This is a genomic window from Roseateles sp. FW305-36 (assembly GCF_058787015.1).
In genome coordinates, this window is record NZ_JBYSZK010000012.1 from 63,104 (window position 1) to 76,274 (window position 13,171).

Here is a 13,171-nt window from a genome sequence, read left to right on the forward strand (position 1 = left end):
AAGGGAGACAAACATGAAGACCTTGTTGACGCTCGGCCTCGCCGGCTGCCTGGCCTTTGCCGGCCCGGCCTCCGCGGCGCCGGCTGCCGATGCCGAAGGCCAGGCCCGCCGCATCGTGTCGCAGCTGACGCTGGACGAGAAGGCCGAGCAACTGCTCAACGGCGCGCCCGCCATCCCGCGCCTGGGCATCCCGGCCTACAACTGGTGGACGGAGTCGCTGCACGGCGCCTTCGGTCCCGGCGCGACGACCAACTTCCCTCAACCGATCGGGCTGGCCGCCAGCTTCAATGACCGGTTGATGCAGGACGTGGCCGCCGCCATCAGCACCGAGGTGAGGGCCGTCTACGCGCTGGGCCGCGGCAAGGACAACCCCAACCGCATCGGCGGCTCGCTGGACACCTGGTCGCCCAACATCAACATCTTCCGCGACCCGCGCTGGGGGCGGGGCCAGGAGACCTACGGCGAGGATCCCTTCCTGACCGGCAGCCTGGCCAAGTCCTTCGTGCGCGGCATGCAGGGGCCGGATGCATCCCTGCCCCAGGTCATCGCCAGCCCCAAGCACTTCGCCGTGCACAGCGGACCGGAGTCGACGCGCCACTCGGTGGACGTCTGGGTCTCGGCCCAGGACCTGGAGGACACCTATCTGCCGGCCTTCCGCGCCGCCATCGTCGACGCCCAGGCCGGTTCCATCATGTGCGCGTACAACCGCATCAACGGCGAGCCGGCCTGTGCCAGCCAGAGCCTGCTGGTGAAGACGCTGCGCCAGGACTGGCAGTTCAAGGGCTATGTGGTGTCGGACTGCGACGCGGTCATCGACATCAGCGCCCACCACAAATACGCCGTCGATGCCGCTGCGGGTGCCGCCGCGGCGCTCAAGGCCGGCATGGACAACGAGTGCAATGTCGCGACCCTGTCGCACACGCCGGGCCTGGGCGAGCGCTACAAGCAGGCCCTGCAGCGCGGCTTGCTGCGGGAGGCCGACATCGACAACGCCCTCGTGCGACTGTTCTCGGCGCGGCTGCGCAACGGTGACCTGCCGGGCCTGGGCGAGCGCAGCTTCCCCGCGGCCGAGACGATCAACTCGGCCGAGCATCGCGCCCTCGCGCTGAAGGCCGCGGTCGAGAGCCTGGTGCTGTTGAAGAACGATGGCCTGCTGCCGCTGCCGGCCACGGCCCGCATTGCCGTCGTCGGCCCGCTGGCCGATGCGCGCCGTGTGATGCGAGGCAACTATTCCTCGGGCCAGACCGGGCCGACGCAGACGGTCTTCGAAGGTCTGCGCCAGCAATTCCCGGCCAGCCAGGTCCAGCTGCTGCCCTTCGGCGCCTCCATCACCGACGGTGACCCGGTGCCGGCCAGCGCGTTCGTCGCGCCCGACGGCAGCCCGGGGCTGCGCGCCAGCTATTTCAACCTGGAGACCGGCTCGCCCAAGGACGCCGGCAAGCGCCGATTCCAGGCCAAGGCCTTCGCCAGCCACGGCGTGGCCCAGCTCGACTCACGCCCGCGGGACTTCGCCGAGGCGGGCGAGGTGACGCGCACCGTCTGGACTGGCTTCCTGGTCGCACCCGACAGCGGCAGCTACCGGCTTGGCGTGGCCGGCATCAAGGGCGAGGTGCGCGTCGGCGGCCGCGACGTCAGCCTGGCCAGGCGTGCGACGCAATGGGCCGAGCCGGTGGCCCTGGTGCCGCTGCAGCTGAAGAAGGGCGAGCGCGTCGCGCTGCGCTTCGAGGCCGAGTCGGGCGGCAGCGCGCCGCCAGCCCTGGTGTGGAAGCGCGTGTCGAGCCAGCCGCTGGCGGAGCTGCGCGCGGGCGTGGCGAAGGTCGACGTGGTCGTGGCCGTCATGGGCCTGACCTCCGACCTCGAGGGCGAAGAGATGCCCGTCAAGATCGACGGCTTCTCGGGCGGCGACCGCACCAAGCTGGACCTGCCGGCCGACCAGCGCGCCTATCTGCAGGCCGCGGCCCAACTCGGCAAGCCGCTGGTGGTCGTGAACCTGAGCGGCAGCGCCATCGACCTGTCCTGGGCCAAGGCGAATGCGGCCGCCATCGTGCAGGCCTGGTATCCCGGCGAGGGCGGCGGCCAGGCCATTGCCCAGGTGCTGGGCGGCGCGGCCAACCCGGGCGGGCGCCTGCCGGTCAGCTTCTATCGCAGCGCGGCCGACCTGCCGCCCTTCGACGACTACCGCATGGCGGGTCGCACCTATCGCTTCTTCGGCGGCGAGGTGGTCTACCCCTTCGGCCACGGGCTGAGCTATTCGAGCTTCCGCTACGAGCCGGCCACCGTCGAGGTGCAGGAAGACGGCCTGCAGACGCGGCTGCGGGTGCGCACCGCCGTCACCAACACCAGCCAGCGCGACGGCGACGAGGTCGCCCAGCTCTATCTGCTGCCGCCGCGTTTCGAGGGCGGCCCGCGCCTAGCGCTGCGCGGCTTCCAGCGCCTGCACCTGAAGGCCGGCGAGAGGCGCGAGCTCAGCTACAGCCTGGATGCGCGCGACCTCAGCTTCGTCGACCGCGACGGCGTGCGCCAGCTGATGCCCGGCGGCTACCGCCTCAGCGTCGGCGGCGGCCAGCCCGACACCGGCGCTCCGGTCGTGAGCGCCGAGTTTTCCTTGGAACAACAAACCCTGCTGCCACGATGAAAACCATCACATCCCTTCGCACCACGCTGATCTCCCTGGCCCTGCTGCTGGCCAGCGCCGCGGGCGTCCGGGCCCAGGATGGCCGCATCTACCCGCTGCAGGCGCCGCCCGAGCCCAACGCCATCCCGCTCGGCACGGGCGGCGTCGACAAGCAGCCCGCCGCCGAAGGCTGGTTCCGCCAGTGGGGCGAGCCCATGGTGCGCAATGTCAGTGCCGCCACGCTCACGCCCTTCCTGCCCGCGCCGGGCAAGGCCAATGGCGCCGCGGTCCTGGTGGTGCCGGGTGGCGGCTTTCGCTGGCTGTCGATCAACAACGAGGGCTGGAAGGTTGCCCAGGCCCTGGCCGACCGCGGCGTCGCCGCCTTCGTGCTCAAGTACAGGCTGATCCCGACGCCGGATTCGCTGGAGGGCCTGCAGGACTCGATGAATCGCCTGTTCGCGGCCGCCGGCGAGGGCGGCAAGCCGCCGCCGCTGAACCCCGACCTGTCCAACCAGCTCGCCGACGCCGAGGCCGCCTATGCCCTCATCCTGTCACGGGCCAAGACCTGGGGCGTCGACCCCAGCCGGCTGGGCATGATGGGCTTCTCGGCCGGCGCGGGCCTGACCCTGCACGCCACGCTGAACTCCAAGACCATGAAGCTGGCCTTCATCGCCCCGATCTACGGCGGCATGGGGCCGGTCGACGTGCCCAAGGGCGCGCCGCCGATGTTCAACGCCATCGCCAGCGACGACTTCCTGTTCCGCGGCCAGTTCGGCGTCGTCAAGTCCTGGTTCGACGCCGGGCGGCCGGTGGAGTTCCATCTCTACCAGAACGGCGGCCATGGCTTCGGCCTGGGCTATCCGGGCAACACCGCCAACGGCTGGTTCCCGGTCTTCATGCACTGGATGGACGTGAACGGCTGGCTGGCGGCCAAGGCCGCGCCCTGACGCGGCAGCAGAGCGGCTGGCCCCGGCCGCCCTGACCATCCATCCCATCGCACTCATGCCGGCACGGCGGCCAGCGGCCGCCTCGGCAGGCGCATGAACATCAGCGCCGACAGGAAGGCACCCATGCCCAGCGCGAAGGCGCCGATGAAGAGCCAGCGGTAGGTCGAGAACTGGTCGTAGATCAGCCCGCCCAGCACCGGCCCCAGGGCCATGCCGATGCTGCTGGCCATGGCGGTGCCGCCGATGACCGTGCCCATCATGCGCAGCGGGAAGTTCTCGCGCGCGATGACGGCGAACAGCGGCATCACGCCGGCATAGGTGAAGCCGAACAGCGCGGCCACGGTGTAGAAGCTCTTCAGCTCGCGGGCGTACACATAGCCCAGCACCACGATGGCCTGGGCCAGCAGGGCCAGCACCAGAGTGCGAGCGGCGCCGAAGCGGTCGCCGAGCAGGCCGAAGACGAGGCGGCCGCCCATGCCGGCCAGGCCTTCCAGGCTGTAGATGGAGACGGCGGCCATCAGCGGGATGCCGCAGGTGACGGCATAGCTGACGGTGTGGAAGATCGGCCCGGAATGCGTCGCGCAGGTCAGGAAGCTGGTCAGCACCAGGATCAGGAAGGGCGCCGAGCGCACGGCCTGGCCGACGGAGGGGCCGGGCTCCTGCGCCGCGCCGGCAGCAGCTTCGACCGCGAGGGCCGGTGGGCGGCGAATCAGCGTCGCTGCCGGCAGCATGACGCTGGCCACCACGGCCGCGACGATCTGCAGCGTGCTGCGCCAGTTGTGGGCCTGCACCAGCCAGGCGACCAGGGGCGACATGGTCAGCGGCGCCATGCCCATGCCGGCCGAGACCAGCGACACGGCCAGGCTGCGACGGGTGTCGAACCAGCCGGTCACGCAGGCCATCAGTGGCGCGAAGATGGCCGCGGCGCTGACGCCGACGAGGGCGCCGAACCACAGCTGGAAGCCGCCCAGCGAGCCGGCGAAGCTGGCCAGCACCAGGCCGGCGATGAGCAGCACCGTGCCCGTGAGCACCACGGCGCGCGGCCCGATGCGATCCGACAGCACGCCCCAGCCCATGCTGCCGACGGCCAGGGCCGTGAAGGCAATGGTCATGGCAGTGGAGATGCCTGTCGTGGACCAGCCCGTGTCCAGCGCGATGGGCCGCAGCAGCACGGGCAGGGAGAAGAGGGCGCCGATGGCCACGCAGCCGAGCAGGCCGCCGGCGGCGACGATGACCCAGCGGTAGTGCTCGCGCACGGAGTTCGTCCAGGAAGACATGGCGGTTCCTTCGCGTCAGACGTTGGCGGGCGTGCAGCCGCAGCCGGGTGCGTCGAGCTGGCGCACCTCGCACTCGATGTCCCAGTCCGTGCCGTGCAACTTCAGGAAGCGATGCGTCAGCGCCAGCGCGGCCTCGCGAGACGGCGCCTCGAAGATGGCGAAGCCGGCGATGACCTCCTTGGTCTCGGTGAAGGGGCCATCCACCACCGACAGCAGGCCGCCGCGCTGCAGGCGCACGCGCACGCCTTCCGACGAAGGCCGCAGGCCGGCCGTGCTGACCAGCTGGCCGCTGCGGGTGAGTTCATCGATCAGCTGGCCCATGTCGGCCATCAGCTGTTCGCTGGGTGCCTGGCCGGTGGTTTCGTCGGCGCGGATCATCGACAGGAATCGCATGCTCGGTCTCCATCCAAGTTCGAATCGCGGCGGACCGATTCCGCCGTCTGCCCTCATGACGAACGAGGCGGCGCGAAATCGACAAGCGCGGCTGAATTCATCCCCGGCTTGCCGAACGGCCCAACTTGATGCACGATTGCAAAATAGCTGACAACGCTGTCATTTCATCCGGTTTCATGAAAAACCATCTCTCTGCCCCCTCCCATGCCGCCACCCTGCGCATGGTGGCGGATGCCTCCGGCGTGTCGACGACGACTGCCTCGCGAGTCATCAACAACGCCCCCCATGTGCGCCCCGAGAAACGCGAGGCCGTGCTGGCGGCGATCGCGCGCCTGGGCTTCGTGCCCAACACCATTGCGCGGGCCCTGGCGGACGGGCGCTCGCGCACCATCGGCATCGTCGTCCAGCATTTCGAGAGCCCCTGCTATGCCTGGACGCTGCGCGGCGTCGAGGAGGCCCTGTCCAAGGCCGGCTACGGCCTCGTCGTCGCCAGCGGGCATTGGGACCGGCGCGAGGAAGAGCGCTGCGTGCAGTCGCTGAAGGCGCGCCGCGTCGACGGCATCATCGTGTTGACCGGCACACTGGACGACAGCTTCCTGACCGAGCTGGCCCAGGACCTGCCCGTCGTGGCGACTGGCCGGGACCTGAAGGCGCCGGGCCTGCACTGCCTGCACTCCAACGACTTCGAGGGGGCGCGCGCGGCGACGCGGCATCTGATCCAGCGTGGCCACCGCCGCATCGCCCACATCACCGGCGACCCCAGCCACCCGGATGCCCTCGAGCGCGAGCGGGGCTATCGCGCGGCGCTGCAGGAGGCCGGCGTCGCTCTGGACCGTGCCTTGGTGGTGCGCGGCAACTACCAGGAGACCAGCGGTGAGCGGGGCGCGGAAGACCTGCTGCGCCGTGGCATCGAGTTCTCGGCGATCTTTGCGGCCAACGATCAGATGGCCGCCGGCGCCGCGCAGGCGCTGTGCCGGCATGGCCTGAGCATTCCGCAGGACGTGTCCGTGGTCGGCTTCGACGATGTGCTGGCATCGGCCCATGCCTGCCCGCCGCGCACGACGGTCAATCTGTCGCCGGCCGAACTGGGGCGCCGCGCAGTCGCCGCCATGCTGGACCTGCTGGCCCACCGCCGGCCCCGGGCCGTGGCGCCCGCGCCCGAGCTGGTGGTGAGGCTGTCAACGCGCTTTGTCTGAGGCGCTCCCGGCCTGGTGTGCCAGATGCGCCTTCAGCGCGTCGCGCAGGCGGCGGTGCTCGTAGACCAGGCCGCCGAGCGGAATGCGCACGTCACCGCCGTTGAAGGCCCGCCGGACGCGGCGCCACAGACTTTTCTGCACCACACCGCCGTCTGGCAGCTGGGCGCCGGGGCGCAGCGTCAGCATCAATGAGTCGCCCTCGCCGTAGTCCACGGTCGCGGACTGGACGGCGCTCCAGGGCAGGTGGACATGGAGATGGAAGTTGTCGGTGATGCCGCGGGCATCGACGACCAGGGCCGGGCCCTGCTCCCGCAGCGCCTTCAGGGCCGGACCGGCCACGCTGGCCGCCAGGGCCAGGGACATCAGCGCGAAGAAGATGCCCATGGCCAGCCCCAGCCGTGCGCCGAACATGGCCGGCAGCAGGAAGGGCGCGGACAGCCCGGCCAGGCCCACGACGAAGGCGAAGGGCAACGAGAACACCACGGTCCAGCGCCGGCGCTCGAAGGACAGCGGCGCCGGCTTGGGTGGCAGGGCGTCAGGCAATGGCATGGCCCAACCATAGCTTGCCTGCCCATCCCCTTCCGCGTGCTGCGCTGCACAAATCCTTTGACAGCGCAGTCGGCCCCTGCCTAGAGTCGGTCTCACCTAACGGGAGAACGACATGGACTGGTTGAAGCAGATCAAGATCGGGCCCCGACTGGGCCTGGCTTTCGGTGTCGTGCTGTGCCTGCTGGCCGCCGTGGCGCTGCTGGGGCGGGCCAGCCTGGCCCAGGTGGCCGCGGGGCTGGAGACCGTCTACCAGGACCGCACGGTGCCGCTGGCCCAGCTCGGTGACATCAGCCGGCTGACCATCCGCAACCGCTTCCTGCTCGCCGACATGATGCTCAAGGCCGAGCCCACGGTCGTCGAGAAGCACACGCAGGAGATGGCCGCCAACATCAAGGCCATCGACGAACTGCTGAAGCTATACCTTGCCACCAAGCTGACCGACGAGGAAAAGCAACTGGCCGACCGCTTCGTGGCGGCGCGCACCAGCTATGCGCAGCAGGGCCTGGCGCCGGCGCGGGCCGCCCTGCTCAAGGGCGACGCCGAGGCGGCACGCGCCCTCTACGAAGGCAAGGTGGCCGAGATGGCGCCGCTGGTGGCGGACACCCTGGGCGAATTGCAGCGCCTGCAGGTGCGCGTGGCCCAGCAGGAGTTCGAGGCCGCCCAGGCCGTGCAGCGCCGCGCCGAATGGATCACCCTGTCGGCCGCCATCTTCGCCATCGTCATGGGCGTCGTGCTGGCCTGGCTGATCACCCGCTCCATCACCCAGCCCGTGGCCGCCGCCGTGCAGCTGGCCGAGGCGGTATCGACCGGCGATCTGCGCCAGCGCGTCGTCGTCCGGGGTCAGGACGAGGTGGCGCAGCTGCTGCGAGCGCTGGGCACGATGAACGAGAACCTGGTCAGGATCGTCAGCCAGGTGCGCCACAGCTCGGACTCCATCGCCACGGGTTCGTCGGAGATCGCCACCGGCAATGCCGACCTGTCGCAGCGCACCGAGGAACAGGCCTCCAACCTGCAGCAGACGGCGGCGTCGATGGAAGAGATGAGCGCGACGGTCAAGCAGAACGCCGACATCGCCCGCACGGCCACCCAACTGGCCACGAGCGCCAGCGGCGTGGCTAGCAAGGGCGGCGAGGTGGTGGGCCGTGTCGTCAGCACCATGGACGAGATCACGACCAGCTCGCGCCGCATCGTCGACATCATCGCGACCATCGACGGCATCGCCTTCCAGACCAATATCCTGGCGCTGAATGCGGCCGTGGAGGCGGCGCGCGCTGGCGAACAGGGGCGCGGTTTTGCGGTCGTGGCCGGCGAGGTGCGCGTGCTGGCGCAGCGCTCGGCCGAGGCGGCCAAGGAGATCAAGAGCCTGATCAGCCAGAGCGTCGAGAAGGTGGATGCCGGATCGCAGCTCGTCGCCGAGGCCGGCAGCACCATGGGCGAGATCGTCGCCCATGTGAAGCGCGTGGCCGACCTGATCGGCGAGATCGACGCCGCCAGCGGCGAGCAGGCCAAGGGCATCGGCCAGGTCAGTGAGGCCGTCAACCAGCTCGACCAGGTCACGCAGCAGAACGCCGCGCTGGTGGAGGAATCCGCCGCCGCGGCTGAGAGCCTGAAGCACCAGGCGGCGCGGCTGGCGGAGGTGGTGGACCAGTTCAAGCTCGGCGCCGAGGTGCCGCCGCCGCCGCCGCAAGCCAGGCGTGCGCCAGCGAAGTTCGTGCGTCCGCCAGCACCCAGGCCGGCGCGGCCCACGATGGCGGCCGACGAAGGCGGGAACTGGGAAAGCTTCTGAGCGTCATTGCCGGCAAGGCGCTTCAGGTGCCGCGCCGGTGCCAGAGCGTGAGGCCGGCCATCGCGATGCCGAGGCCGGCATGGGTCCAGCCCAGGGCGGGCCGCAGGTCATCCGGCGCGAAGTAGTACAGCAGATAGCCGGTCAGCACGAGCAGAGCGGCGAGGCCACACAGCAGCAGGCCGGTGCGTTGCTGGCCCGCGAGGTGCCAGCGCCGGCTCAGGCGCCAGCCCTGGGGGATGTGGGCGGCCGCCAGTGCCCCGAGCACGAAGACGCCGAGCATCGCGACGAGGCCGTGCAGACGCAGGCACCAGGCCTCCAGGGGATGTGGCAGCTCGCCCGCCCCGGCACCGACGCTGTAGTGCAGGGCCAGCCAGCCAACACCGGTCAGCAGCAGCAGAGCGCCGCTGACATGCAGGGTGTGGCGCTGCCAGCGCGGCAGCCGGTGGCGCGGCGGGTGCGTGGGATGCGGCGGACGGGCGCGGGGATGGTGCTGGCGGGTCATGTGCAGCGTGGCGCTTCGTGCCGCCAGGCGGCCGCATCGTAGCGGGCCAGCACAGCGTGGTCGCAGTGGCCGCTGAGCGCGACGACCTTGGTCAGCGCATCGGCCCACAGGCACAGCGGCGCGGCCACGCTGACATGGGCCTGCACGGCGCGCAGCGTCGCCGAGCGGCTGCCGGGCGCGTAGTGGCTGGTGGCGAAGGCGCCATCGGCCAGGCGCGCGAATTCGCGCGTGCCGCCGCCCGCTTCGTCGCGCAGCAGGATGGGCAGCTCGAGGTCGCCGAACACGCGCAGGTCACCGCCGGCATTGACCCAGCCGGCCTCGGCGCCCGCATCGCGCAGGGCCTGCACGGCGAGGTCGACGGCCTGGCCCTTGGCGATGCCGCCGAGATCCAGGGCGACGTCGCGCTCGAGCTTGTGCAGCCGGTCGCCGTCGAGGCGCCAGGCCTCGGGGCCGCTGCCGAGGCTGATGTCGAACAGGCCTTCGCTGTCGAGCTGCAGCTGGCGCGCGGCCGTGAGCACGTCGACGGCGAAGGCGCCGACCTGCAGCTCGCCACCCGCCGGCAGCGCGTTGAAGCGGGCGATGTCGCTGCCCGGCTCGAATCGGGAGAGCTGCGTCTGCAGCGCGGCGATGGCGTCGAAGCCGGCCTCGTGGCCGCAAGGCGCGCCGATCTCGACCAGCGTGCCGAGCAAGGGGCGAGCACGCCGCTGCATGCTGGTTAAGCGACGCTGCCGGCGCGGCGGGCTGCGCCCAGCGCCGTGACGATGCGGCGCACGCCGTCGGTGACGTGGGTGCAGCTCAGCGTCGCACCGCTGATGTTGGCGATGTCCTCGCCGATGCGCAGCGGCGCCGCGGCCGTCTTGCCGACGAACTGCCGGCGCCAGGCCGGCAGGCGGATCTCGCCACCGTGGCTTTCGCGGTAGGCCAGGATCTCGACCTGCTTGACGCTGCCGTCGATGGCAATGCCGACGGCGTAGCTGATGAGTTCGACCTTGCCGATGACCTCGTCCAGCACGACGTAGCCGAGCACGGCGCCGCCCTTCCTGGCAACGCGCAGCCCGAGCGGCCGACCGCCGCCCTCGGGCGCCAGCGTCTGCGTGTCGAAGCGGTCGGCCTCGGGAAACATCAGCTGGGCCGCCTGCTCGGGGTTCAGATAGTTCACTGCGTAGGCGCCGGCCGGCGCGAGAGCGACGAGTGCGACTGGCACCAGGGTCAGCTTCATCAAAAGCTCCAGCCGACGCCGAGGTTGTAGCGGTTGGCGTCGGTCGTCTCGCGGAAGCGCTGGTAGTCGGCCTTGAAGACGACGTTGGGCGACAGCCTGAAATTGGCGCCGATGGTGCTGACGCGCTCGCTGCGGGCGGCGTCGGGCGTCAGGCCCGGGCCGAGGTCGGCATAGGACCTGGCGGTGTTGAAGCGCTCCCAGCGCACGAAGGGCAGCAGGGCGTAGTCGCCGCTGGACCAGAGCTTGTAGGCGCCCTGCACATAGAAGCCGTCGAAGCTCTTCGGGATCAGCGTGTCATTGCCAACCAGCGGCGTGTTCAGTGCCGCCGTGTTGCTGATGCTGCCGCGCGTGTAGACGGTGGAGAAGTCCCAGCGGCCGGGCGTCCAGCGCGCATGCACGTCCCACAGCGTGATGCGTGACTTGACGACCGCCTGGGCCTGCGAGCCCTGGCCGCTGAACACCGAGCCGCCCAGCAGCAGGCCCGGGATGCCGCGCCAGTTGGCGGCGCCGAACATTGCCACGTCATGGCTCTTGGCCAGGGCCATCTCCTGGTGGATGCTGCCCAGCGGCGACTCGCGACCCTCGGTGGACGTCGCGTCCCATTTGTTCAGGTCGAAGCTGGTCGTCAGGCCGCCTTGCAGCGTCAGGCCGTTGTCGAAGCTGCCGACCAGCTGGATGCCGCCTTCGCGCCAGGTGCTGGGGATGATGGCCGTCTCGACGAAGTTGCGCTCCACGCCGTAGAAGGCCGTGGGCTCGTGGTTCTCGTTGAGCAGGCCGACGGGCATCAGGAAGAGGCCGGCCCGCAATGCCAGATTGGGGCTGATCTGGTGCTCGATATAGGCCTGCTCGACCTCGACCTCGCCAGGGTCGCTGGCCGAGGACACGGCGTGCTCGACCTCGAGCTCGGTGACGACCTTGGTCTTCTCGTCGAAGCGGTGCTGGTAGCCGAGCACGAAGCGGCGGATGTCGGCCTGGGCGTTCTGGCTCGCCTTGGTGGGGCGGTTGTAGTTGATCTCGCCATAGCTCGTCAGCACCGTGGCGGGCTCGGCGCGCGGCGTCTCGGCCATGGCAGCGGGGGCGGGACCTGGCGCTGCGACAGCGGCGGGCGCGGGCTGGGCGGGCTGGGCCGCGCGCTGCTGCTGCAGTTGCACGAGCTGGGCCTTGACGGCGGCGAGTTCGGCGGCGAGCTGGTCCAGCTTGCGGGCCAGTTCGGCCTCGGTGGCGGTCTGGGCCTGGGCGCTGCCCAGGGCCAGGGCGAGGGCGGCAGCCAGCAGGCTGCGGACGTGCGTGCGGTTGGTGTTCATGACGATTCCGGGACTTGTATTTCTGGAGGATCAGCGCGGCGCGTAGCCGTCGTTCAGCGTGCGCAGGAAGGTGATGACGTCGTCGATCTCGGCGTCAGTCAGCGCCGGTGCGTCGCCCGGCTTGCGGTTGTAGGGCACCTCGGTCGTGTTGACGTTGCCGGCATAGGCGGCCGGCAGGTCGTCGAACTTGCGCACGCTGCCGTCGGCATTGAGCGGGTACCACTTCTCGGGGTTGGTGTCGCGCTGCACATAGAAGGTCAGCGCCTCCTTCAGCGTCGTGAAGCGGCCGTTGTGGAAGAACACCTGGCGTCTGGCGACGTTGCGCAGCGAGGGCACCTTGAAGGCGCCGCAGAGGTCGGTGCGGGCGGCCATGTCGGGGCGTTCGCACAGGCCGAGGTCGAAATAGGCCGGGTCGGCATTGCGTGCGATGGCCGGGTTGCGCGGCACGCCGAGGTTGTCGTAGCTGAAGTCGGTGAACAGCGGGAAGCTGCCGTCGGCGCCCTTGGCGGAGGGGTGGCAGGCCTGGCAGTTGCCCTTGTTCGGGTTGTTGAACAGGGCCAGGCCGCGCAGTTCCTGCCCGCTCAGGCTCGCCTTGCCGCGCAGGAACTCGTCGTACTTGCTGGAGAAGCTGCGGAAGTCGGCGTCCTCCTTCTGGTACTGCGACAAGGCCAGCGTCATGCGGTCCATCGCGTCGGCGGGGCGGCTCAGGATGTCGGCGCCGAAGACCTGCTTGAACTCGTTGGCGTAGCTCGCACGCGCCAGCTTGGCGACGACGTCGGCGACGTCGGTGTTGGCCATTTCAAAGGCATTGACGAAGGGCGCGGCGGCCTGGGCCTGCAGCGACGCGGCGCGGCCATCCCAGAAGAAGCCGCCGGTGGGCGTGCCGTCGGCCGCGAAATGGAAGGCGCTGTTGAAGCTCAGGTAGTTGATCGACGGTGAGCTGCGCCGGCCCTGCTGGTCCAGCAGCGGGCCGCCGAGCTGGGTGGGCAGCGCGTTGGTGGGCGAATGGGCCTGGCTGGCGTCGTGGCAGCTCGCGCAGGACTGGCGTCCGGAGGCGGACAGCGAGGCGTCGTTGAAGATCTTCTCGCCCAGCGCCGCCTGGGCCGACAGCGTGGCTTCTTCCGGGGCGCTGGCCGTCGCCGCCGCATTGCCGCCTCCACCGCCGCAGCCCGCCAGCCAGGCCGCTGCCGCCAGCAGGGCGAGCCTGCCCCTCCATGATGTCCAGTTCAGCATGCCGCCACCGTCGAACCGTCGGCGCACGCCTCCGGATTGCTAATGAGAATAATTCGCAATTATATTTTGACCTGGCTTTCAGCCGGCTGTCGAACTTAGGGGGCGCAGCGCGGCGCTCCGCATCGAGGGCCGTGCCAGCGTCGCCTGGTGG

At 70.3% G+C, this 13,171-nt stretch carries 12 protein-coding genes; 4 read left to right on the top strand and 8 right to left on the bottom strand.

All coding sequences use genetic code 11. From position 1 onward, the window contains the following. Positions 1–13: 13 nt before the first annotated feature. On the top strand, positions 14–2,635 hold the full coding sequence (locus tag AC3WOE_RS20965) for a glycoside hydrolase family 3 C-terminal domain-containing protein (RefSeq protein ID WP_492693199.1): 2,622 nt from the start codon (positions 14–16) through the stop codon (positions 2,633–2,635). After that, positions 2,632–3,561 (top strand): alpha/beta hydrolase, encoded by a 930-nt coding sequence (locus AC3WOE_RS20970; protein WP_492693201.1) that lies wholly within the window; start codon positions 2,632–2,634, stop codon positions 3,559–3,561. Before AC3WOE_RS20965 ends, AC3WOE_RS20970 begins: the two co-directional genes overlap by 4 nt. A gap of 53 nt (positions 3,562–3,614) precedes the next feature. Here AC3WOE_RS20970 and AC3WOE_RS20975 read toward each other — a convergent pair whose 3' ends face one another. Together AC3WOE_RS20975 and AC3WOE_RS20980 are read right to left on the bottom strand one after the other, a co-directional pair. Then, positions 3,615–4,838: an MFS transporter gene (locus tag AC3WOE_RS20975; protein ID WP_492693203.1), complete on the bottom strand. Its 1,224-nt coding sequence runs from the start codon at positions 4,836–4,838 to the stop codon at positions 3,615–3,617. 15 nt (positions 4,839–4,853) lie between these two features. Further along, on the bottom strand, positions 4,854–5,231 hold the full coding sequence (locus AC3WOE_RS20980) for a YciI family protein (RefSeq protein WP_492693205.1): 378 nt from the start codon (positions 5,229–5,231) through the stop codon (positions 4,854–4,856). A gap of 176 nt (positions 5,232–5,407) precedes the next feature. Here AC3WOE_RS20980 and AC3WOE_RS20985 point away from each other — a divergent pair, with 176 nt between their 5' ends. Further along, the gene (locus tag AC3WOE_RS20985) at positions 5,408–6,427 is read left to right on the top strand and encodes a LacI family DNA-binding transcriptional regulator (protein ID WP_492693206.1); all 1,020 of its coding nucleotides are present in this window, start codon (positions 5,408–5,410) and stop codon (positions 6,425–6,427) included. On the opposite strand, the gene AC3WOE_RS20990 is transcribed toward AC3WOE_RS20985, so the two are convergent. Beyond that, complete coding sequence (locus AC3WOE_RS20990; RefSeq protein ID WP_492693208.1) at positions 6,410–6,976, bottom strand: hypothetical protein; 567 nt, start codon at positions 6,974–6,976, stop codon at positions 6,410–6,412. The genes AC3WOE_RS20985 and AC3WOE_RS20990 overlap by 18 nt on opposite strands. A gap of 112 nt (positions 6,977–7,088) precedes the next feature. Between AC3WOE_RS20990 and AC3WOE_RS20995 the strand changes: the two genes are divergently transcribed. Then, complete coding sequence (locus tag AC3WOE_RS20995; RefSeq protein ID WP_492693210.1) at positions 7,089–8,762, top strand: methyl-accepting chemotaxis protein; 1,674 nt, start codon at positions 7,089–7,091, stop codon at positions 8,760–8,762. Positions 8,763–8,784: 22 nt separating this feature from the next. Here the strand turns inward: AC3WOE_RS20995 and AC3WOE_RS21000 are convergent, their stop codons facing one another. Genes AC3WOE_RS21000 through AC3WOE_RS21020 form a run of 5 tightly spaced genes read right to left on the bottom strand, consistent with a single transcriptional unit; the run spans position 8,785 to position 13,047 of the window. After that, positions 8,785–9,264, bottom strand: coding sequence for a DUF4405 domain-containing protein (locus AC3WOE_RS21000; protein WP_492693211.1), 480 nt, complete (start codon positions 9,262–9,264; stop codon positions 8,785–8,787). Further along, complete coding sequence (locus AC3WOE_RS21005; RefSeq protein WP_492693213.1) at positions 9,261–9,974, bottom strand: FAD:protein FMN transferase; 714 nt, start codon at positions 9,972–9,974, stop codon at positions 9,261–9,263. Before AC3WOE_RS21005 ends, AC3WOE_RS21000 begins: the two co-directional genes overlap by 4 nt. Before the next feature lie 5 nt (positions 9,975–9,979). Then, positions 9,980–10,483 (bottom strand): FMN-binding protein, encoded by a 504-nt coding sequence (locus tag AC3WOE_RS21010; protein WP_492693215.1) that lies wholly within the window; start codon positions 10,481–10,483, stop codon positions 9,980–9,982. Continuing rightward, on the bottom strand, positions 10,483–11,787 hold the full coding sequence (locus AC3WOE_RS21015) for a hypothetical protein (protein ID WP_492693216.1): 1,305 nt from the start codon (positions 11,785–11,787) through the stop codon (positions 10,483–10,485). Before AC3WOE_RS21015 ends, AC3WOE_RS21010 begins: the two co-directional genes overlap by 1 nt. 30 nt (positions 11,788–11,817) lie before the next feature. Then, positions 11,818–13,047 carry a cytochrome-c peroxidase gene (locus AC3WOE_RS21020; RefSeq protein ID WP_492693217.1) on the bottom strand — a complete coding sequence of 410 codons (1,230 nt, stop codon included), beginning with the start codon at positions 13,045–13,047 and terminating at the stop codon, positions 11,818–11,820. Positions 13,048–13,171 lie beyond the last annotated feature (124 nt).

Coding starts and splice junctions, on each gene's coding strand:
- AC3WOE_RS20965 (WP_492693199.1), top strand. CDS start 14: ATGAAGACCTTGTTGACGCTCGGCCTCGCCGGCTGCCTGGCCTTTGCC.
- AC3WOE_RS20970 (WP_492693201.1), top strand. CDS start 2,632: ATGAAAACCATCACATCCCTTCGCACCACGCTGATCTCCCTGGCCCTG.
- AC3WOE_RS20975 (WP_492693203.1), bottom strand. CDS start 4,838: ATGTCTTCCTGGACGAACTCCGTGCGCGAGCACTACCGCTGGGTCATC.
- AC3WOE_RS20980 (WP_492693205.1), bottom strand. CDS start 5,231: ATGCGATTCCTGTCGATGATCCGCGCCGACGAAACCACCGGCCAGGCA.
- AC3WOE_RS20985 (WP_492693206.1), top strand. CDS start 5,408: ATGAAAAACCATCTCTCTGCCCCCTCCCATGCCGCCACCCTGCGCATG.
- AC3WOE_RS20990 (WP_492693208.1), bottom strand. CDS start 6,976: ATGCCATTGCCTGACGCCCTGCCACCCAAGCCGGCGCCGCTGTCCTTC.
- AC3WOE_RS20995 (WP_492693210.1), top strand. CDS start 7,089: ATGGACTGGTTGAAGCAGATCAAGATCGGGCCCCGACTGGGCCTGGCT.
- AC3WOE_RS21000 (WP_492693211.1), bottom strand. CDS start 9,264: ATGACCCGCCAGCACCATCCCCGCGCCCGTCCGCCGCATCCCACGCAC.
- AC3WOE_RS21005 (WP_492693213.1), bottom strand. CDS start 9,974: ATGCAGCGGCGTGCTCGCCCCTTGCTCGGCACGCTGGTCGAGATCGGC.
- AC3WOE_RS21010 (WP_492693215.1), bottom strand. CDS start 10,483: ATGAAGCTGACCCTGGTGCCAGTCGCACTCGTCGCTCTCGCGCCGGCC.
- AC3WOE_RS21015 (WP_492693216.1), bottom strand. CDS start 11,787: ATGAACACCAACCGCACGCACGTCCGCAGCCTGCTGGCTGCCGCCCTC.